The 19,965-nt window shown below is 71.3% G+C and carries 17 protein-coding genes; 11 read left to right on the top strand and 6 right to left on the bottom strand.

The annotated features are described in order from the left end of the window. Positions 1-25 precede the first annotated feature (25 nt). The 5 genes from IEY79_RS10615 to IEY79_RS10595 form a co-directional block, all read right to left on the bottom strand. A complete protein-coding gene (locus tag IEY79_RS10615; RefSeq protein WP_189107116.1) occupies positions 26-514 on the bottom strand; it encodes a ribose-5-phosphate isomerase in 489 nt (162 codons plus the stop codon). A gap of 61 nt (positions 515-575) precedes the next feature. Then, on the bottom strand, positions 576-1,169 hold the full coding sequence (locus IEY79_RS10610; RefSeq protein ID WP_189107115.1) for a biotin transporter BioY: 594 nt from the start codon (positions 1,167-1,169) through the stop codon (positions 576-578). A 270-nt stretch (positions 1,170-1,439) separates the two neighbouring features. Then, a complete protein-coding gene (locus tag IEY79_RS10605) occupies positions 1,440-2,414 on the bottom strand; it encodes an erythromycin esterase family protein (RefSeq protein ID WP_189107114.1) in 975 nt (324 codons plus the stop codon). A 164-nt stretch (positions 2,415-2,578) separates the two neighbouring features. Further along, entirely contained in the window at positions 2,579-3,196 is a 618-nt protein-coding gene (locus IEY79_RS10600) for a histidine phosphatase family protein (protein ID WP_189107113.1), read from the bottom strand. Further along, the gene (locus IEY79_RS10595; protein WP_373292514.1) at positions 3,193-4,638 is read right to left on the bottom strand and encodes an FGGY-family carbohydrate kinase; all 1,446 of its coding nucleotides are present in this window, start codon (positions 4,636-4,638) and stop codon (positions 3,193-3,195) included. Before IEY79_RS10595 ends, IEY79_RS10600 begins: the two co-directional genes overlap by 4 nt. Before the next feature lie 173 nt (positions 4,639-4,811). On the opposite strand from IEY79_RS10595, the gene IEY79_RS10590 reads away from it, so the two are divergent. The 10 genes from IEY79_RS10590 to IEY79_RS10545 all read left to right on the top strand — a co-directional run bounded on the left by IEY79_RS10590 (position 4,812) and on the right by IEY79_RS10545 (position 16,049). Then, positions 4,812-6,242, top strand: a complete 1,431-nt coding sequence (locus tag IEY79_RS10590; protein ID WP_189107111.1) for an ABC transporter substrate-binding protein — start codon at positions 4,812-4,814, stop codon at positions 6,240-6,242. A gap of 6 nt (positions 6,243-6,248) precedes the next feature. Then, positions 6,249-7,307: a carbohydrate ABC transporter permease gene (locus tag IEY79_RS10585; RefSeq protein ID WP_268240586.1), complete on the top strand. Its 1,059-nt coding sequence runs from the start codon at positions 6,249-6,251 to the stop codon at positions 7,305-7,307. After that, entirely contained in the window at positions 7,304-8,185 is an 882-nt protein-coding gene (locus tag IEY79_RS10580) for a carbohydrate ABC transporter permease (RefSeq protein ID WP_229700788.1), read from the top strand. The genes IEY79_RS10585 and IEY79_RS10580 overlap by 4 nt, the downstream gene beginning before the upstream one ends. After that, positions 8,182-9,297, top strand: a complete 1,116-nt coding sequence (locus IEY79_RS10575; protein WP_189107110.1) for an ABC transporter ATP-binding protein — start codon at positions 8,182-8,184, stop codon at positions 9,295-9,297. Before IEY79_RS10580 ends, IEY79_RS10575 begins: the two co-directional genes overlap by 4 nt. Then, the gene (locus IEY79_RS10570; protein ID WP_189107109.1) at positions 9,294-10,085 is read left to right on the top strand and encodes a DeoR/GlpR family DNA-binding transcription regulator; all 792 of its coding nucleotides are present in this window, start codon (positions 9,294-9,296) and stop codon (positions 10,083-10,085) included. The genes IEY79_RS10575 and IEY79_RS10570 overlap by 4 nt, the downstream gene beginning before the upstream one ends. Further along, positions 10,078-11,280: an ABC transporter ATP-binding protein gene (locus tag IEY79_RS10565; protein WP_189107108.1), complete on the top strand. Its 1,203-nt coding sequence runs from the start codon at positions 10,078-10,080 to the stop codon at positions 11,278-11,280. Before IEY79_RS10570 ends, IEY79_RS10565 begins: the two co-directional genes overlap by 8 nt. Beyond that, positions 11,277-12,287, top strand: a complete 1,011-nt coding sequence (locus IEY79_RS10560) for a 2-hydroxyacid dehydrogenase (protein WP_189107107.1) — start codon at positions 11,277-11,279, stop codon at positions 12,285-12,287. Before IEY79_RS10565 ends, IEY79_RS10560 begins: the two co-directional genes overlap by 4 nt. A 27-nt stretch (positions 12,288-12,314) precedes the next feature. Then, on the top strand, positions 12,315-13,721 hold the full coding sequence (locus IEY79_RS10555; RefSeq protein WP_189107106.1) for an FGGY-family carbohydrate kinase: 1,407 nt from the start codon (positions 12,315-12,317) through the stop codon (positions 13,719-13,721). Between the two features lie 503 nt (positions 13,722-14,224). Next, positions 14,225-15,304, top strand: coding sequence for a glycerophosphodiester phosphodiesterase family protein (locus tag IEY79_RS10550; protein ID WP_189107105.1), 1,080 nt, complete (start codon positions 14,225-14,227; stop codon positions 15,302-15,304). A 100-nt stretch (positions 15,305-15,404) separates the two neighbouring features. Next, positions 15,405-16,049, top strand: a complete 645-nt coding sequence (locus IEY79_RS10545) for a superoxide dismutase (protein ID WP_189107104.1) — start codon at positions 15,405-15,407, stop codon at positions 16,047-16,049. 374 nt (positions 16,050-16,423) lie between these two features. On the opposite strand, the gene IEY79_RS10540 is transcribed toward IEY79_RS10545, so the two are convergent. Next, a complete protein-coding gene (locus tag IEY79_RS10540; RefSeq protein WP_189107103.1) occupies positions 16,424-17,062 on the bottom strand; it encodes a mycothiol-dependent nitroreductase Rv2466c family protein in 639 nt (212 codons plus the stop codon). A gap of 159 nt (positions 17,063-17,221) precedes the next feature. On the opposite strand from IEY79_RS10540, the gene pepN reads away from it, so the two are divergent. Further along, the gene (pepN, locus tag IEY79_RS10535; RefSeq protein WP_189107102.1) at positions 17,222-19,864 is read left to right on the top strand and encodes an aminopeptidase N; all 2,643 of its coding nucleotides are present in this window, start codon (positions 17,222-17,224) and stop codon (positions 19,862-19,864) included. Positions 19,865-19,965: the final 101 nt, after the last annotated feature.

Here is a 19,965-nt window from a genome sequence, read left to right as displayed (position 1 = left end):
CGTGCCCGCCGACGAGGAACGAGTGCTAGTCCTGCTTGGGGTGGTGCGCCGGGATCGGAGGGAGTTCGCCCTTCGTCTCGTACGTCGCGAGCATCTGGATCCGGCGGGCGTGCCGCTCCTCGCCCGTGTACTCGGTGCCGAGGAAGATCTCCACGAACGTGGTCGACTCGGCCTGGGTGTGCATCCGGGCGCCGATGGAGATCACGTTCGCGTCGTTGTGCTCGCGGCTGAGCCCGGCGGTCTGCTCGTTCCACACGAGCGCCGCGCGCACGCCCTTCACCTTGTTGGCGGCCATCTGCTCGCCGTTGCCGGAGCCGCCGATCACGATGCCGAGGGCCGTCGGGTCGGCCGCGGTCCGCTCCGCGGCGCGGAGGCAGAACGGCGGATAGTCGTCCTGGGCGTCGTAGATGTGCGGACCGCAGTCGACGGGCTCGTGGCCGTGGGCCTTGAGCCACTCGACGAGGTGGTTCTTGAGTTCGAAGCCGGCATGGTCGGAGCCGAGATACACGCGCATGGGCGAAGTGTGGCACGTCGGGCACGGCGCGCGGTGTTCCGGGGTGGGGGTGGCGTCCGGGTCAGCCCTGGCGGCCGACGAGCTTCCAGGCTGCGGGCAGCAGGCCCATCGCCAGCGCGGCCTTGAGTGCGTCACCGAGCAGGAAGGGGGTGAGTCCGGCCGCGACGGCGGCGCTGGGCGACAGGTCGGCGGCGAGGGCGAGATACGGCACGCCGACCGCGTAGATGATCACGGAGCCGAGCACCATGGTCCCGGCGGTGCGCGCCACGGAACGGTCGCCGCCGCGCCGGGCCAGCGAGCCGACGACCGTCGCGGCGAGCAGCATCCCGAGTACGTAGCCGAGGGAGACGATGCCGGGGCCCGACTCGCCCTCGGAGAACCACGGCATGCCCGCCAGGCCGACGAGGGTGTAGACGGCGAGCGCGAGGAACCCGCGGCGGGCGCCGAGCGCGGTGCCGACGAGCAGCGCGGCGAAGGTCTGCCCGGTGACCGGGACCGGGGAGCCGGGGACCGGGACGGAGAGCTGGGCCGCGATGCCGGTGAGTGCGGCGCCGCCGAGCACGAGCGCGGTGTCGACCGCGTACCGGTTCCGTGCGACGGGGAGGAGATCGGCGAGGACCGCTCCGGTACGGGTGGTGACGGCAGCAGTGCTCATCGGGACTCCGCGAGGTGAGGACAGACATATGGGCTGGGGACAGGCTGACGGTAGCCCAACAGGACACCTCCGGACACGGGTGACCGAGCACAACGCGGCTGCCCGGCGGTTGGTGGACTTCCAACAACTGGGGCTCTCCATGCCGCCGATGGGCGTGACGCTTGTCACGGAATCGGCTGAGGTGAGGGTCGCGCCGGCTCGACGGAGATCGTTTCGCGCCGCGGGGCGGCTGCCGGACCGACTGTGACTTTCCCCCAAAGGGGTGTTCGGTCAGTCCCGCCTACGACTCCGGTCGTGGCGGGGAACCTGTCGCCCACGCCCGGTGCTGTCCGGTCGTGCGAGGACGCCCACGGGGGTCACCACCTGGGTGTGGATGACGGCGTCGAACCAGTCCGCCAGTGATCCGCCCGAGATGCGGTAGGCGTCGTTGTCCTCGGGGTCGTAGGCGGGACCGATCACGCGGGTCTTGGCCGGAGCGTCGAGCCATGCGCGTACCGGGGCGGGGCCTTCCGTACGCAGGTCCAGGAGATAGGCGTCCAGCTCGGTGCGCCCCAACGTGGCGTCCGCGAAATCCGCCGGTGGAGGGGTGATCGGGTAGGGCGCGGTGCCGTGGTGGAACGTCAGGCCGACCGATACGTAACGACTTCCGAAGCGCTCCCGCAGATAGCTGCCGGCCGTGGCCCGCGAGCCGCCGGCGACCGTGTGGGCGAGGCCGCCCCAGTAGACGATCTTGTCACCGGTCCGTTCCTGCCAGCGGATCGTGCTCTCGCCCAGGCCCTGTTCGATACCGGCGAGGCCTTCTGGTTGGGTTTCCGGGGTCCGGGGGCGACCGAGGTCTTCGACGAAGCGGACGGGGTCGTCCTGGTGGGTGCGGTTGTACGCGCGCATCCACCGGACGACGTCGAGGATCTCCTCGGTCCGCCAGAACGACCGGGCGTCGGCGAGCAGTTCCTCCGGGTCCCCCGCGCCGGTGCCGACGTACTCGCCGAGCCCGAGCCTCACCGCGTCGTCGCCTTCGAGGGCCACCGAACGGAATCCGTGGCGCTCGACCAGGAACCGCAGCGCCCTGTGCGCGACGGTGGACAGTTCATGGGCCTGACGCGTCGAGGCGCCGAGAGCCACGACGGCGGCGTCTCGTACGAGACCGGCCAGCGGCAGGAGATCCGCCAAGGGCGCCTGTGGGTCCAGGGTGGTGAGTGGGTGGGCGTGCCGCCCGATCCATCGGGCCACGGTCTCTGTCGTCACGAGTGCTCGCTCCTTGGTCGGCACGACCCGTCACCGAGGCGGGTCGGTGTCCCGGGGATCGAGCGTCGTACGTGAACCGTGGTTGAGGTCAAGGCCACGGATTCGTACTCCCCCGAACTCACCGTCCCGCACGCCGCCTTCCACAGGCGGTGGGCGCCCCAGAGCTACGGCTCGCACGGCACGTTCAACGACAGCAGCGCCACACGCCTGCCGTCCGTCCGGATCTCGCTCACCGCCGCGTTCCGGAGCCCCGGGAACACCCGCCGGTAGTCGCTCAGCTCGATGCCCAGCAGTTCGCAGAGCACCAGCCGCAGCAGGGTGTTGTGCGCGACCACCAGGACCCGGGCGCCCTGGTGTGCCGTCGCGATCCGGCGCAGTGCGTCCGCGCCGCGGGTGGCCGCCGCGCGGGGGTCCTCCGCGTTCGGGAAGGGGTTGACCACCGGGTCGGCGCGGAACGCCGCCGCGCCGGTCGGGTCGAGCGCGTCGAACTCGGCGAGCGTGCGGCCCTCCATCACCCCGAAGTCGCATTCGCGCAGGTCGTGTTCGCGTTCCGGTACGAGGCCGAGTGCCCGGCAGGCGGGCTCCGCCGTGACGATCGCGCGCGACACCGTCGAGGTGACCACCGCGTCGATCGCCGCCGTCTGCCGCCCCGCCCACTCCCCCAGCCGCGCCGCCTGGGCGCGGCCCTCGTCGGTGAGGCCGACGTCGCTCACGCCCGCGTAGCGGTTCTCGGCGTGCCAGAGGGTCTGGCCGTGGCGGGCCAGCAGCAGGGTCGTACTCACGAGGTCTCCAGAGAATCGGCGCGGGTGCGGGCGTGGGTGGCGACGGGCGACGGGAGCCAGCCGCGCCGTTCCAGTTCGCCGACCACTTTCAGGTACGGCTCCAGGAAGCGCGCCGTACGGGCCGGGTCGGGGCTCAGGACGTGGCTGAGGCCGACCATGCGCTTGGCCGCGTCCGCGAGGGTGGGGGCGGCGCCGGCGCCGTACGCGGCGAGGACCGCCATCCCGAGGGCGGGTTCGCTGTGCCGGGGGATGTGCACGGTCCGGCCCAGGATGTCGGTGCGCAGCTGGTTCCAGTACGCGCTGCGTGAGCCGCCGCCGGTGAAGGTGAGCGGGCCGTCCTGGGGGGCGCCGAGATGGTCCAGGTAGTCCAGGCAGAGCCGCTCGGTGTGGCCGACGCCCTGGAGGAGCGCCGCCCAGTGGTCGGCGGCTGACCCGGGATCGCCGAGCAGGAAGGGCGTGGCCTCGGGGGCGAGGAAGGGGAACCGCTCGCCGCGCGAGACCAGTGGGTAGGCGAGCGCGGTCGACGGTTCGTGTGCGGGGGCGAGGCCGTCGAGCCGCGCCGGGTCCGCGTCGGGGAAGGCGCGGGCCAGCGCGCCCGCGCCGACGCCGGACGCGCCGCCGGGCAGCCAGCCGCCGTCCGGGGCACGGTGGTTGTAGACCACCCCGGTGCTGTCGTGGACGGGTTCGGCGGTGACGCCCTTCAGGACGAGTGTGGTGCCGAGGACCGAGTTCCACGACCCGAGGCTCAGTGAGCCGGACGCGATCTGGGCGGCGCAGCCGTCGGTCATCCCGGCGATCACGGGGGTACCGGCGGGGACACCGGTGGCCGCCTCCCCGTCGGCGCCGACCTCGCCGAGCCGCGCGCCGGGGCGTACGACATCCGGGAAGAGCTCCTCCGCCAGCCCGAGCCCGGCCAGTTTCTCGTGCGGCCAGGCGTCGGCCGTCAGGTCGTAGCCCGTCTTCAGGGCGTGGCTGGAGTCCGTGGGGGTACGGCGGCCGACCAGGCGGGAGACGATGTGGTCGGGCTGGTGGGTGAGGCGTACGCCCGCGCTCGCCGGGTGCCGGCTCAGCAGCCACATCGCCTTCGGCAGTGCCCACGTCGGCTGGACGCGCAGTCCTCGCTCGCGCGCCAGCGCGGCCTCGGCGGTCGCGCGCCCGTCGTCGTACATCAGACCGGGGGTGAGCGGCCGGCCCTCGCCGTCGGTGAGCAGGACCGTGCCGGAGGTGCCGCACACCGCGAGCGCGCCGACCGGACCGGGCGGCCGGTCCCGCAGGGCTCCACCGATCGCCGTGCGCACCGCTTCCCACCACTCGTCCGGCGACTGCTCATGGCGTACCCCGTCGCGTCCGCCGCCCAGCGGGGCCGCGCCGCTGCCGAGCATGGCCCCGTCGTCGTCGACGAGCACCGCACGGACGCTCTGTGTACCGAGATCGACACCCATCCACATATCGGCTCCCTCTGTGAAGTTCTCACTCTGCACCGAGATTTTCCGGCGCGCGCGGGATTGACGCGCAACTACCGGTGTTCCAAGCTCTGTTAACCACTCGAAGGAACGCGTTATCCACGAGTGGGAACGTGGGAACAGCGTCTCCTGCCGGACCGTGGAGGTCATGGATGGACATGCACGGGAAGCTCGGGCACGACCGGCGGCGGTTCCTCGCTCTGACGGCGGCGGCCTCGTCCGCCCCGCTGCTGAGCGCCTGCGGCGCCGGCTTCGGCGGCGGCGACAGCAAGAGCGACGGTTCGGCGGCCGACGACGTCACCGGATCCTTCGACTGGCGGCGGCACAAGGGCACGACCATCAAGGCGCTGCTCAACAAGCACCCGTACACGGACGCCCTGATCGCCGAGCTGGGGACCTTCACCGAGAAGACCGGCATCAAGGTCGAGTACGACGTGTTCCCCGAGGACAACTACTTCGACAAGCTGACCGTGGACCTCTCCAGCGGCCGGGCGTCGTACGACATCTTCATGCTCGGCGCCTACATGGTGTGGCAGTACGGCCCGCCGGGCTGGCTGGAGGACCTCGGTCCGTGGATGCGCAACGAGTCCGCCACCGGCGCGGAATGGGACCAGAGCGACTTCCTGCCGAGTCTCCTCGAAGGCACCCGATGGTCCCTGAAGGCGGGTGAGCCGCTGGGCCGGGGCGGGCAGTACGCGCTGCCGTGGGGCTGGGAGGCCAACGTCGTGGCGTACAACACGGAGGTCTTCGACAAGCTGGGGCTGAGGCCGGCCGAGTCCTTCGACGAGCTGCGTGAACTCGCGGGCACCATCAAGCGCAAGGCGCCGGGCGCCGGTTTCGACGGGATGTACGGGGTCGCGGTACGTGGCTCGCGGAGCTGGGCGACGATCCATCCCGGCTTCATGACGATGTTCTCCCGCTACAAGCTGAAGGACTTCACGGTCGAGGGGGAGGGCCTGAAGCCCGCCATGAACTCGCCCGAGGCCATCACGTTCACCCGCGACTGGGCGGACATGGTCAAGAAGGGCGGGCCGCCCTCCTGGACCTCGTACACCTGGTACCAGTGCTCCAGCGACCTGGGCGCGAAGAAGGCGGGCATGCTCTTCGACGCGGACACCGCCGCGTACTTCCAGGCGGTGAAGGGTGCCTCGCCCGCCGCCGGGAACATCGCCTTCCACCCGGGGCCGAAGGGGCCCGACGGGTCGCTGGCGACCAACATGTGGATCTGGTCGCTCGGGATGAACGCCAAGAGCGGGAAGAAGAGCGCGGCGTGGCTGTTCCTCCAGTGGGCCACCGGCAAGGAGCATCTGCGCAAGGGCGCGATCGAGTACAACCACATCGATCCGGTGCGGAAGTCCGTGAGCGACGACGCGGCGTACCGGAACAAGATGAAGGAACTCCCCGGCTTCATCGAGACGTTCGAGGCCGTCCAGGACCAGACACGGATCCAGTTCACCCCGCAGGAGCAGTTCTTCGACGCGACCACCAGCTGGGCGTCGGCGCTCCAGGAGATCTACGGCGGCAAGAGCGCGGGGCCGGTGCTGAACGGTCTGGCGGACGATCTGGCCCCGAAGGTCGGGTGACGCCCCATGGACTCGTCGACGGAGGCCGATCACGGGGCGGCCTCGTCCGACGACGCGGCCGTGGCCGGCGCCCCTGAGAAGGCGTCGGCCGCGGGACCGGGCCCCGGAGCGGAATCGGAACCGGGCGCCGGACCGGGCTCGGGCGCTCCCCCGCCCGGGCTTGGCGCCGCGCGGAGCGTGCCGAGGTGGCGGCGCACCCTGCGGCCGTATCTGCTCATCGTCCCCGCCCTGCTGCTGACCGGCGGGATCCTCTATCCCTTCGGACTCGGCCTCTACTACACCGTGTTCGACTTCGCGGCGAGCAAACCGCAGCCGGATCCGGTGGGCCTGGAGAACTACCGGCGGATCTTCACCGACTCCTCCTTCTGGGACTCGGCGTGGGTGACGGTGCTGTACGCCGTCGGCGCCGCCGCCGTCGAGACGGTCCTCGGCGTCGCCGTCGCACTGCTCCTGCACCGCTCGACCCTGGTGGGCCGGGTGCTGGAGAAGGTCCTCATCCTGCCGCTGATGATCGCTCCCGTGATCGCCGCGATCATCTGGAAGCTGATGCTCCAGCCGTCGGTCGGTGTCGTCAACCACCTGCTGCGGCCGTTCGGTCTCGGCGGTGTGCAGTGGACGGACACCCCGACGGGCGCGCTGCTGTCGTCGATCGCCGTGGACGTGTGGGTCTACACACCGTTCGTCGCGATCCTCGCGCTGGCCGGGCTGCGCTCGCTGCCCACCTCCCCGTTCGAGGCGGCGGCGGTCGACGGTGGGAGCTGGTGGTTCACCTTCCGCAAGCTGACGATGCCGATGCTCTGGCCGTACGTCCTGGTCGCGGTGATCTTCCGGTTCATGGACTCGCTGAAGGTCTTCGACATCATCTACGCCCTGACGGAGGGCGGTCCCGGCGACTCCACGGTGGTGCTCCAGATCCGCGCGTATCTGGAGGCGATCCGCTTCCAGCGCTACTCGTTCGGGCTGAGCTACATGATCGTGCTCTGGGCGGTGGTCTATCTCGCGGCCATGGTGCTGGTGCGCTATCTGGGCCGGATACAGAACCGGGCCGCGGAGGTGCCGAAATGACCGAGGTCCGGAAAGGCCGCACGGCGAAACGGGCAGCGAGCCGGGCCGTGAAGCGGCGGGCACTGGCGATCGCCGCCGACGGCGCGCTGATCCTCTACTTCCTCTTCGCGCTCTTCCCCGTCGTGTGGATGGTGATCCTCTCCCTGAAACCGGCGAACGAGCTGTTCAGCACCTACTTCTCGTTCACTCCGACCCTCGACTCCTACCGGACGGTCCTCGGCGCGGGCGAGGACGAGGGCGTGCCGTTCGTACGGTTCTTCGTCAACAGCCTGGTGGTGTCGCTGGGGGCGGTCGGGCTCTCCCTGGTGATCGGGCTGCCCGCCGCGTACGCCGCCGCGCGGTGGCGGTTCCGGGGCTCGGAGAACCTGATGTTCACGCTGCTGTCGTTCCGGTTCGCGCCCGAACTGACCGTGATCATCCCGCTGTTCGTGCTCTACCAGCAGCTCGGGCTCTTCGACACGTACGTCGGCATGATCTGGGTGCTGCAACTGGTCACGCTGCCACTGATCGTCTGGATCATGCGGTCGTACTTCGCCGATCTGTCACCGGAGCTGGAGCAGGCGGCTCTGCTCGACGGCTACACCCGCAAGCAGGCGTTCTTCCGGGTCGCGCTGCCGCTGGTGAAGCCGGGCATCGCCGCCGTGTCCCTGCTGGCCTTCATCTTCGCGTGGAACAACTTCGTCTTCCCGCTGATCCTCACCTCCTCGGAGGCGCAGACGGTGACCGTGGGCGCGCTGTCGTTCCTCGGCGGCGACCGGCCCAAGTACAACCTGACGGCCGCCGCCGCGCTGGTGTCGGTGATCCCGCCGCTGCTCCTCGCGCTGACGATCCAGCGGTACCTGGTGCGGGGGCTGTCGTTCGGGGCGGTGAAGTCATGACCCCCGCGTCGGCCTCGGCCTCGGTCGCGCTGCGCGGCGTCCACAAGTCGTACGGGCGTACCACCGCGCTCGACGGCATCGAACTGGACGTCGCCGAGGGCGAGTTCTTCTGTCTGCTCGGCCCGTCGGGCGCGGGCAAGACGACCACGCTCAAGACGATCGCCGGGCTGGAGGAGCCCGACGCGGGGACCGTCGAGCTGGGGGGCCGGGAGATGACCGGTGTGGAGCCGTACGACCGGGGCGTGGCCATGTGCTTCGAGTCGTACGCGCTCTATCCGCACCGTTCCGCCTACGACAACCTCGCCTCGCCGCTGCGTTCGCCCAAGTACCGGCTGCCGGGCGCCGAGGCCCGGACACGGATCCACGAGGTCGCCGAACTCCTCGGAATCGAGCGGCTGCTGGAGCGTCCGGTCGGAGCGCTGTCGAACGGGCAGCGGCAGCGGGTGGCGCTCGGCCGGGTGCTCGTCCGGCCCGCCCGCGCCTTCCTCCTCGACGAACCGCTCTCCCACCTCGACGCCAAACTCCGTCAGGCGATGCGCGCCGAGCTGAAGGCTATCGGCGACGTCCGGCACACCACCACGCTGTATGTGACGCACGACTCGGTGGAGGCGCTGGCGCTCGGCGACCGGATCGGGGTGATCAGGGACGGGCGGATCACACAGACCGGGACGCGCGAGGAGATCTGGCACCGGCCGTACGACACGTTCGTCGCGCGTGCCTTCGGGCGTCCGCTGATCAATCTGCTGCCGGGGACGGTCACCGCCGAGGGGCACTTCGGATCGGCGGAGGGCGGCTTCGAACTGCCGGTGGACGTACCGGCGGCGCCGGGCACCGCCGTACAGCTGGGGGTACGGCCGAGGGACATCACCCTCGGCGAGGCTGTCGGCGGCGCGCTGGAGCTGACCGGCACCGTCTATGTCACCGAGGTCCTCGGCCGTGCCACCGAGGTCACCGTCCGGCTCGGCTCCCGGCACCTGTCGCTCGTCGCGCCGCGCGCCGCCGCGGCCGGCCTGCGCGTGGACGATCCTGTGCGGCTCTCCGTACGGCCTGAGAGCCTGCTCCTGTTCGAGGCCGACCGGCCGGAGCGTCCAGGACGAAGGATCACCCCATGAGCACCCAGCAGCAGCGCGGCCCCGCCTCGCGCCAGGCGGCGATAGCCGAGTACGTCCTCGCGCAGGGCGAGGGCACCGCCGCCGAGCTGGCAGCACGCTTCGACGTCAGTCTGATGACCATTCACCGCGATCTGGACGAGCTCGAACGGCAGGGAATCGTAAGGAAGTTCAGGGGCGGGGTGACCGCCCAGCCGTCCGGTGTCTTCGAGTCGAACGTCGCCTTCCGGCTCAAGGCCATGCACGAGGAGAAGGCGGCGGTCGCCCGGCACGCGCTGACCCTGGTCGAGCCCGGCATGGCGGTGATGCTCGACGACTCGACCTCCACCCTGGAGATGGCGCGGCGGCTCGGCTCCATCACCCCGCTCACCGTCGTCACCAACTTCCTTGAGGCGATCAATCTGCTGTCCGGTGAGCGCGGCATCCATCTGATGGCGCTCGGCGGCGACTACGACCCGCTGCACTCCTCCTTCCTCGGCGTCAGTTGCGTCGAGGCCGTGCAGTCGCTCCAGGTCGACATCTGCTTCACCTCGACCTCCGCGGTCTCCGGGGGCTTCGCCTACCACCAGGAGCAGCACATCGTCTCCGTGAAACGCGCGATGCTCGGCTCGGCGGCGAAGAACGTCCTGCTGCTGGACCACTCCAAACTCGGCCGGGTCGCGCTGCACCGGCTGTCCCCGCTCTCCGCCTTCGATCTGGTGCTCGTCGACGCGGGCGCCTCCGCCGAGGCACTGCGCGACCTCGACGAGCACAAGGTCCCCTACCAAGTCTGCGAGGTGGGCGATGACTGAACCAGCCCCGGCCCGGCGGATCTTCGCGGGCCCGAGGAGCCCGGCCGATCCGCCGGCATCCGCCGGCCAGGCCCTGGCGCTCCGTGCCCTGCGCAAGACCTATGTGTCGCGCGGCCGGCCCCCCGTCGAGGCGGTGCGCGGCATCGACATCGAGCTGCGCTCCGGCGAACTCCTCGGCCTGCTCGGCCCGTCCGGCTGCGGCAAGTCCACCACGCTGCGGATGATCGCCGGGCTGGAGTCCGTGACCGGCGGCGACATCCTGGTCGGCGGGGACTCCGTCGTCTCCCTGCCCGCGCGGGAACGCAACATCGGTGTCGCCTTCGAGAACTACGCTCTCTACCCGCCGCTCACCGTCGCGGAGAATCTCGGCTTCGGGCTCGCGGCCCGCCGGCTGCACGGGGCCGGGGAACGGGCCCGGCGAGTCGCCGACATGGCCGAGCGGATCGGCATCACCGATCTCCTCGCCGCCCGGCCCGCCGGTCTGTCCAGCGGCCAGAAGCAGCGCGTCGCGCTGGCCAGGGCGCTGATCCGGGAGCCCGACGTACTGCTCCTGGACGAGCCGCTGTCCCATCTGGACGCCGCCCAGCGCGACACGACGCGCCGCGAACTCAAGCGGATCCAGCGGGACTTGGGTCATACGACGATCCTCGTCACACACGACCAGGAGGAGGCGCTCTCGCTCTCCGACCGGATCGCCGTCATGCGGGACGGCGTGATCCAGCAGGTCGGCACGGCGTACGAGATCTACGACGCCCCGGCGAATGTGTTCGTCGCCGACTTCGTGGGGGAGCCGGCGATCAATCTGCTGCCGGGCGTCGTGGCGGCCGGCGGGTGGGTACGGCTCGCCGGGGCGGTGCGGTTCCCGTGCCCCGCCGGCGCACCCGTCGGCCGCCGGGTGGTGCTCGGCATCCGTCCGGAGGATCTGCGGCTGACCCGGGAGGGTGAGCCGGGAGCCGGGACGGGGGACACCGGGCCGGGCGGGGCGGAGGACGGCGCCGTACGGGCTACGGTCAGCGCCCATGAGCCGCTCCTGGAGTCCGGAATCGCCACGCTCACGCTCGACGGCGTCACGGAACCCCTCGTCGTGGAGACCGGCCCGGAGATCCGCCTGGACCGGGGCGACACCGTGCGCGTCACCGCCGACCCGCAGCACACGCACGTGTTCGACGCCGAGACAGGAGATGCGCTGACGTGAAGATCCTCGCCGCGGGTGACCACTTCGTCCTCAACTCCCTGATCACCGAGGCCCTGCGGCGCGACGTCGCGGGACCGGCCGAGATCACCGAGCTCACCCTCCCCTGGCCGCTCACCCCGTTCGGGGACGTCGCCGAGGTCCATGAGGCCAACGACTCCGAGGACGCGCTGATCGAGGCGCTGGAGGGGGTCGAGGTCTGTGTGACCCAGATGGGTCCCTTCACCGAGCGGGTGCTGGCCGCGTCGCCGGCGCTGCGGATGGTCGCGGTGTGCCGGGGCGGTCCGGTCAACGTCAACGTCGAGGCGGCCCGGGCGCGCGGCGTGAAGGTCTGCTTCGCGCCGGGGCGCAACGCGGCGGCCACCGCCGAGTTCACCGTCGGGATGATGCTGGCGGCCCTGCGGCGGATCCCGCAGGCGCACAACTCCCTCGCCCTGGACGGGGAGTGGGACGCCTCGCACTACACGTACACGCGCTGCGGCCCGGAGCTGGAGGACACCCCGGTGGGGCTGATCGGTTACGGCGCGGTCGGCAGCCGGGTCGCCCGGGTGCTGACCGCGTTCGGCGCGGAGGTGGAGGTGTACGACCCGTACGTACGCGGGGATGTGCACGGGATGCGGGCCAAGTCCCTCCAGGCGCTGCTGTCCCGGTCGAGTGTCGTCACGCTGCACGCCAGGCTCACCCCGGAGACCCGGAGGCTGATCGGCGCGCCCGAACTCGCCCTGCTGCCAAGGGGGTCGGCCCTGGTGAACGTGGCGCGCGGCGGGCTGCTCGACACCGACGCGCTCTGCGACGCGCTCGACAGCGGGCAGCTCGCGACGGCGGCGCTCGACACGTACGAGCAGGAGCCGCTGCCGGCCGGCTCCCGGCTCCGGCGCACACCGAATCTGCTGCTGACCCCGCATCTGGGCGGGGCGAGCAGGGCCGTGGCCCGGAAGGCGGCGCGGATCGCCGCGGCGGAGGTGGCGCGCCATGCCAGGGGCGAGCCGCCGGCGCACTGCCTGACCTGAGCCCGGGACCCACCTGAGGAGAGCGTGATGTACGTCGGTATCGATGTCGGCACATCCACGGTGAAGGCCGCGGCCTTCGACGACGGGGGCAACGCGCTGGCCGTCGAGTCACGCCCGGTGCGTCTGGACATCCACGGCGGCCATGTCGAGCAGGACATGGAGGAGTTGTACGGCGCGGTCGTCGACGCCCTCGATACGCTCACCGCCGCCCTGCCCGGGCCGGTCGAGCTGGCCGGGCTCACCGGCCAGGGCGACGGGGTCTGGCTGGTCGACGCGGAGGGGCGCCCGGTGCGGCCCGCGATCTCCTGGATGGACGGCAGGGCCCATGAGTTCGTGGACGCGTGGCTGGCTTCGGGGGTCTTCGATTCGGTGTTCCGGCGCAGCGGCAGCGCGATGTTCCCCGGCTGCCCGGGGCCGGTGCTGGCCTGGCTCGACCGTCACGAGCCGGCGGCGCTGGAGGCGGCGGAGACGGCGCTGTACTGCAAGGACATGGTTTTCCAGCGGCTGACCGGGGTGCGGGCGACGGATGTCTCGGACGCGTCGATGCCGTTCCTGGACCCGAGGACGCGCGCGTACTCCGCCGACGTTCTGGCCGAGTTGGGGCTCACGCACCGGGCGCCGCTGCTGGCGCCGGTCAGCGATCCGGTCGCCATCGGTGAACTGCCGTCGGGCGTGCGGATCGCCAACGGGCCCTACGACCTGCCGGCGAGCGCGCTGGGTGCGGGGGTCACCGAGCCGGGCGACGGGCTGCTCATCATCGGCACGTGTCTGGCCTCGCTCGTCGCGACGGACCGGCTCGACCTGGACGGCGAACCGGGCGGGCTGCACATCTCGACGGACCGGCCCGGGCACTGGCTGCGCGCGATGCCCGCGATGGTCGGGACGGCCGCGCTCGACTGGGTCCTGACGACGACCGGCACGGACCACGCGGAGGTGGACGCGCTGCTCGACGCGGTGGAGCCGGGCGCGGGAGGCGTCCGGGTGCTGCCGTACTTCGCGCCGTCGGGCGAACGCGCGCCGTTCGTGGACCCGGCGCTGCGCGCCGAACTGACGGGCGTCTCACTGGAGTCGACGCCGGCCGATCTGATCCGGGCCACCTGCGAGGGCATCGCCTACGCCGCCCGCCACTGCCTGGAGGCGGCGGGCCTGACGGGCACCCTGGCGGTCTGCGGCGGCGGCACCCGGAGCCCCGCGTGGATGCGGCTGTTCGCCGATGTGCTGGGCAGGCCGCTGCGGATCGTGGAGGGCGAGGTGGGCGCGCGCGGCGCGGTGATCGCCTCGGCGGCGCGGCACGGGGTGCCGCTGGACGTGACCCGGTGGACGGCCCCGACAGCGGTGATCGAACCGGACCCGGCGCGGGCGGCGTACTACGCCAAGGGCTACGAGGACCACCTGTCCCGCCTGACGGCGGCGCGCGGGCGGCAGGGCAGGTAGTGGGGCGGGGGCCGGCGCGCCTCCTGCCCGAAGCCGAGGACCGAGGGCCGGACCGGGGCCGAGTCCGGGCCGGGACCGGAGACCGGGGCCGGAGGCGGGACCGGGCCCCGAGGCGCGGCTGCGGGCGCGTGCCTGCGGCCGGAGCCGCGGCCAGAGGCCGAGGACCGGACCGGAGGCAAGTCCAGGCCGGGGCCCGAGCCGGGACCGGGGTCCCGAGGCGCGGCTGCGGCCGGAGGCCACCGCCGTACCACGCGACGCGCCGCCCGTCGGCATGGGCCCAGCGGTACGGCCGGGGCCGGAGGCCATCGCCGTACACGCGGCCCGCCGCCCGGCGATGTCCTCGCCCCGCCCCCGGTGAACCTCCGGCGGCCGCCCGCCGTACAGGCGGTGAATCCGACGCGTATCGCGTCAGCTCGGCCTCGGTGGGCGCCTATCGTGCTGCCGCCGCCCCCCGTGTCCCATCGACCGTCCGCCGATTCACGAGCCTTACGAGGGAGACCCGTATGTCCGCACAGCCCAGACGCCGCTCCATACTGCTCGCGGCCGGCGCCGCGACCGCCGTCACCGCGCTGCCCGCCGCCGCGGCCGGTGCCACCGGGCCCGGTCGGCGGCCAGTGGTCATCGGGCACCGGGGGGCCGCCGGGTGGCGGCCCGAGCACACCGCCGCCGCGTACACCTACGCCGTGCGGACAGGTGCCGACTGGATCGAGCCCGATCTCGTACCGACCAAAGACCACGTCCTGGTCGTGCGGCACGAGAACGAGATCTCGCAGACGACGGACATCGCGAAGCACCCCGAGTTCGCGGACCGGCGTACCACGAAGACCGTCGACGGGCGGCCGGTGACCGGCTGGTTCACCGAGGACTTCACTCTGGCCGAGCTGAAGACCCTGCGGGCGGTCGAGCGGCTGCCGCTGATCCGTAACCGCAACACCGTCTTCGACGGCCGCGAGCCGGTGATGACCTTCGAGGAGGTCGTGAAGCTGGCCCGTGAGCTGTCCCGGCGCCACCGCCGCCGGATCGCCGTCTTCCCGGAGACCAAGCACCCCACGTACTTCCGCTCCATCGGACTGCCCCTGGAGCCGGCGCTGGCGCGGATCGTACGGCGCTACCGGCTGGACGCCGACGAGTGCGTGGTCCAGTCGTTCGAGCCCAGCAGCCTCGCCGCGTTCGCCGAAGAGCGGCTGCGGCTGCCGCTCTGGCAGGCGCTGGGCACGACGGGCGCGCCGTACGACCTGGTCGCGGCGGGTGACCCCACGACGTACAAGGACATGATGACGCCGGAGGGGCTGCGGAGGATCGCGCGGTACGCGGACTGGATCGGCCCGGACAAGTCGTCCGTCGTGGAGCCGTTCACCCTGTTGGCGGATGCGCACCGGGCGGGTCTGAAGGTGGGTGCGTACACCTTCCGCGCGGAGAACCAGTACCTGCCAGCGCAGTTCCGGCGCGGTACGAATCCCAACGAGTTCGGTGACGCCTTCGCGGAGTACGCGCTGCACTTCGGGCGTGGTGTGGACGCGGTGGTGACGGACTACCCGGACATCGCGGCGATGGCGCGCGACGCCTCGGAGGCGAAGGACTGACACCGGGGGACCCAGGCCCGGAGCCTGATCAGCACCGAGCCCTCTTGCTGTTAGCGTGCAGTTGCATAAGATGTGCAATAAGCAGCAGGAGGGCTCGCCCATGGCCATCTACACACTCCCCGAACTCCCCTACGACTACGCGGCGCTCGAACCGGTCATCAATCCGCAGATCATCGAGCTGCACCACGACAAGCACCACGCCGCGTACGTGAAGGGCGCCAACGACACCCTGGAGCAGCTGGACGAGGCACGCGACAAGGGGGCCTGGGGCGCGATCAACGGCCTCCACAAGAGCCTCGCGTTCCATCTCTCCGGCCATGTCCTGCACTCGATCTACTGGCACAACATGACGGGCGACAACGGCGGCGGCGAGCCATTGGCGGCCGACGGTGCCGGCGACCTCGCCGACGCGATCACCGAGTCGTTCGGCTCCTTCGCCGGCTTCAAGGCCCAGTTGACGAAGGCCGCGGCGACGACGCAGGGCTCCGGCTGGGGCGTGCTGGCGTACGAGCCGCTCAGCGGCCGGCTGATCGTCGAGCAGGTCTACGACCACCAGGGCAACGTCGGGCAGGGATCCGTGCCGATCCTCGTCTTCGACGCCTGGGAGCACGCCTTCTACCTCCAGTACAAGAACCAGAAGGTGGACTTCATCGAGGCGATGTGGCGCGTCGTGAACTGGCAGGACGTGGCACGGCGTTACGCGGCGGCGAAGGAGCGGGACGACGTCCTGCTGCTCGCCCCCTGACGGGACCGGCCACCCGGCCACCCCCAAGGCGTCCTGCTCGTGATCGTCTTCTCAGCCTTCACCTGCGGACGGATTGACGAAGGACCCTCGCGAGGACATGGCTCGCGGGGGTCTTTCCACAGGTCAGTCACCTGGCGGGTCAGTCACCGGGCGCCGCGAGCGTGGCCCGCCGGAGCGCCGGGAACGCCGCGGCGACGGCGAGCGCGGCGGGCCGGCGGCGGACTCGCCGGACACCCTTTTCGAGTTCTTCCTGGACGTGTTCGTCGAGGGCATCGCGGCCCGCGCACGACGGCGCGGGCCGTAATCCTTCGGAGCCGTGAACCTCGCAGTCCTCAGCCTTCCGACTCCGGCGGAAGTCCGGCCGGGAGGCCGGCTCAGTCGAAGATGGGGCCCTGCGTACGGGTGCGCTTGATCTCGTAGAAGCCGGGGATCGAGGCGACCATCAGCGTCCCGTCCCACAGCTTCGCGGCCTCCTCGCCCTTGGGGGCGGGGGTGACGACCGGGCCGAAGAAGGCGATCTGCTCGCCGTCCGAGCCGGGCACCGCGATCACCGGGGTGCCGACCTCCTGGCCGACCTTGTCGATGCCCTCCTTGTGGGAGGCGCGCAGCTCGGTGTCGTAGGTGTCCTTGTCCATGTACTCGATGAGGTCGGCCGGGAGACCGACGTCCGCCAGCGCCCCGGCGACCGTCTCGCGGCTGTTGCCCTCACCGGCGTTGTGGATGCGGGTGCCGAGCGCGGTGTAGAGCTTGCCGACCACCTCGTCCCCGTGCAGCTGCTGGGCGGCTATCACCACGCGCACCGGGCCCCAGGCGGCCTTCAGGCCCTCCCGGTACTGCTCGGGAAGCTCGTCGAGCTTCTGCTCGTTCAGTACGGCCAGGCTCATCACATGCCAGCTGACCTCGACGTTCCTGACCTTCTCCACCTCAAGCATCCAGCGGGAGGTCATCCAGGCCCACGGACAGATCGGGTCGAACCAGAAGTCGACCGGCGTCTTGGCCTTCGTTTCGCTCATGGGCGTGTCTCTCCTCGTAAAAACGGCTGCGGTACAGCGATGGGCAACGTACCCGCAACGCCACCGGCCGCCGCAGGCATTCCCAGAGCATGTTCGCTAGGTACCCCGTGGGAGAATTCAAGCCGTTGCAGACAAAAACACGCACACGAAGGAGTGCCCGTGCCCGGTGAGAATCTGTCCCGCGACGAGGCCCATGAGCGGGCCGAGCTGCTGTCCGTCGACCGGTACGAGGTCGCCCTCGACCTGCGCTCGGCGGTCGGTGAGGCGCCGGACGGAGTGCCGGGCGCCACGCCGGAGCACGGGGCGGGTGGCGACGGGGCGGGCGCGGAGCGCACCTTCCGCTCGGTGACGACGATCCATTTCCGCTCGGCGCAGCCGGGTATCGCCACCTTCGCCGATCTGGTGGCGCCGAGTGTGACCTCGGTGACGCTGAACGGGCGTCCCCTGGACCCGTCCGTCGTCTTCGACGGCTCGCGGATCGCGCTGTTCGGGACGGCCGCCGAGAACGTGCTGGTCGTGGACGCGCAGTGCGCCTACAGCCGTACGGGCGAGGGCATGCACCGCTTCGTCGATCCCGAGGACGGCGAGGTGTATCTGTACACGCAGTACGAACCCGCCGACGCGCGCCGGGTCTTCGCCACCTTCGAGCAGCCCGATCTCAAGGCGCCGTTCAGCTTCGAGGTGACCGCGCCCGAGGGCTGGACGGTCTGGAGCAACGGCGAGGCGACGGGGTCCGCCGGCGGTGTGTGGACGTTCGCCGAGACCAAGCCGATCTCGACGTACATCACGGCCGTCGTGGCGGGGCCGTACCACCATGTCACCGACGTCTACCGGCGTGCGCTCCCCGACGGCTCCACGCTGGAGATCCCGCTCGGCGCGCTCTGCCGCAAGGGCCTCGCCCGGCACTTCGACGCCGACGACATCTTCCTGGTGACCAAGCAGGGCCTGGACTTCTTCCACGACAACTTCGACTACCCGTACCCCTTCGGGAAGTACGACCAGGCGTTCGTGCCGGAGTACAACATCGGCGCGATGGAGAATCCGGGCTGTGTGACCTTTCGCGAGGACTATGTCTTCCGGGGCAAGGTCACCCAGGCGTCGTACGAGCGCCGCGCGAACGTCATCCTGCACGAGATGGCGCACATGTGGTTCGGCGATCTCGTGACCATGCGCTGGTGGGACGACCTGTGGCTCAAGGAGTCGTTCGCCGACTTCATGGGCGCGCTGTCGCTGGCGGAGGCGACGCGCTTCAGCAACGCGTGGGTCACCTTCGCCAACAACCGCAAGTCGTGGGCATACCGCGCCGACCAGCTGCCCTCCACGCATCCGATCACGGCCGACATCCGTGACCTGGAGGACGCGAAGCTCAACTTCGACGGCATCACCTACGCCAAGGGCGCGTCGGTGCTGAAGCAACTCGTCGCGTACGTCGGGCGCGAGGCGTTCCTGGAGGGCGCCCGGCGCTACTTCAAGCGGCACGCGTACGGCAACACCCGTCTCGGCGATCTGCTCTCCGTGCTGGAGGAGACATCGGGGCGGGACATGACGTCGTGGTCGCACTCCTGGCTGGAGACGGCGGGCGTCAACTCCCTGACCCCCGCGGTCACTTACGACGCCGCCGGCCATGTGACGGAGCTGGCCGTGCTCCAGGAGGCCGCCGCCTCGCACCCCGAACTGCGCCCGCACCGGGTGGCCGTGGGCCTGTACCGGCGCCAGAGCGTGGACGCGGAGCTGGTCAGGTACGCGCGCGCCGAGGTGGACGTCGACGGGCCGCGTACGGTCGTCCCCGAGCTGGCCGGGGCCGAGCGGCCCGATCTGATCCTGGTCAACGACGAGGACCTGACGTACTGCAAGATCCGTTTCGACGAGGGCTCGCTGGAGACTCTGCGCGAGCATCTCGGCGAGCTGACCGACCCGCTGGCGCGGGCGCTGTGCTGGTCGGCGCTGTGGAATCTGACGCGTGACGGGCTGATGCCCGCGCGGGACTTCATCGGTCTGGTGCTGCGGTTCGCCGGGCGCGAGTCCGACATCGGCGTGCTCCAGATGCTGCACGCCTGGGCGCAGGGCGCGCTGATCCACTACGCGGCGCCAGGGTGGCGCGAGGAGGGCGCGGGGGCGCTGGCGAAGGGCGCGCTGCGCGAGCTCCGGCAGGCCGAGCCGGGCAGTCAGCACCAGCTGACCTGGGCGCGGTTCTTCGCGTCGGCGGCCACCTCGGACGCCGATTTCCAGCTGCTCCAGAGCCTGTTGGGGGACAGCGCGAAGATCGACGGGCTCGACGTCGATCAGGAGCTGCGGTGGAGCCTGCTGCGTCCGCTGGCGGCGCACGGACTGGCCGACGAGTCCGTGATCGCCGCCGAACTGGCACGCGACGACACCGCTTCCGGCAGGCGCCACCAGGTGCGCTGTCTCGCCGCGCGGCCGTCGGAGGAGGTCAAGGCGACCGCGTGGGCGGATGTCGTGGACTCCGACGCCCTGTCGAACGCGCTGGTGGAGGCGACGATCGCGGGCTTCGCGCAGCCGGGGCAGCGGTGGCTGACGGCGCCGTACGCGGAGAAGTACTTCGAGGTGATCGAACGGGTGTGGGCCGAGCGCTCGATCCAGATCGGCATGGACGTGGTGCGGGGTCTTTACCCGAGTCTGCAGGACCGGGAGGAGACGGTGCGCGACACGGACGCCTGGCTCACCGCGCACCCGGACGCGCCACCGGCCCTGCGCCGTCTGGTACTTGAGGCCCGCGACGACCTGGCCCGCGCACTGACGGCCCAGGCCTGCGACGCGGCTGCGGGGCGCATCTCGGGCTGACCGGAGCCGGGGGCACCGAGCCGGTCGGGAGGCGGCGGGGTCGGCAGGCGATGGGGTGCGTCCCGGCGGGAGGCACGGCGGGAGGCGGTGCGGCGCGGTGC

The organism is Streptomyces camponoticapitis (assembly GCF_014646115.1).
In the GTDB taxonomy this organism is placed as follows: Bacteria; Actinomycetota; Actinomycetes; order Streptomycetales; family Streptomycetaceae; genus Streptomyces; species Streptomyces camponoticapitis.
The sequence above is the reverse complement of the archived record's forward strand: the minus strand, read 5'-3'. Positions and strand labels throughout refer to the sequence as shown.

Bases quoted from the DNA above. Each gene is read 5' to 3' on its own strand.
- IEY79_RS10565 (WP_189107108.1), top strand. From the start codon at position 10,078: ATGACTGAACCAGCCCCGGCCCGGCGGATCTTCGCGGGCCCGAGGAGC.
- IEY79_RS10615 (WP_189107116.1), bottom strand. From the start codon at position 514: ATGCGCGTGTATCTCGGCTCCGACCATGCCGGCTTCGAACTCAAGAAC.
- IEY79_RS10580 (WP_229700788.1), top strand. From the start codon at position 7,304: ATGACCGAGGTCCGGAAAGGCCGCACGGCGAAACGGGCAGCGAGCCGG.
- IEY79_RS10540 (WP_189107103.1), bottom strand. From the start codon at position 17,062: ATGAGCGAAACGAAGGCCAAGACGCCGGTCGACTTCTGGTTCGACCCG.
- IEY79_RS10595 (WP_373292514.1), bottom strand. From the start codon at position 4,638: ATGGGTGTCGATCTCGGTACACAGAGCGTCCGTGCGGTGCTCGTCGAC.
- IEY79_RS10550 (WP_189107105.1), top strand. From the start codon at position 14,225: ATGTCCGCACAGCCCAGACGCCGCTCCATACTGCTCGCGGCCGGCGCC.
- IEY79_RS10585 (WP_268240586.1), top strand. From the start codon at position 6,249: ATGGACTCGTCGACGGAGGCCGATCACGGGGCGGCCTCGTCCGACGAC.
- IEY79_RS10555 (WP_189107106.1), top strand. From the start codon at position 12,315: ATGTACGTCGGTATCGATGTCGGCACATCCACGGTGAAGGCCGCGGCC.
- IEY79_RS10610 (WP_189107115.1), bottom strand. From the start codon at position 1,169: ATGAGCACTGCTGCCGTCACCACCCGTACCGGAGCGGTCCTCGCCGAT.
- IEY79_RS10545 (WP_189107104.1), top strand. From the start codon at position 15,405: ATGGCCATCTACACACTCCCCGAACTCCCCTACGACTACGCGGCGCTC.
- IEY79_RS10590 (WP_189107111.1), top strand. From the start codon at position 4,812: ATGGACATGCACGGGAAGCTCGGGCACGACCGGCGGCGGTTCCTCGCT.
- IEY79_RS10575 (WP_189107110.1), top strand. From the start codon at position 8,182: ATGACCCCCGCGTCGGCCTCGGCCTCGGTCGCGCTGCGCGGCGTCCAC.
- IEY79_RS10570 (WP_189107109.1), top strand. From the start codon at position 9,294: ATGAGCACCCAGCAGCAGCGCGGCCCCGCCTCGCGCCAGGCGGCGATA.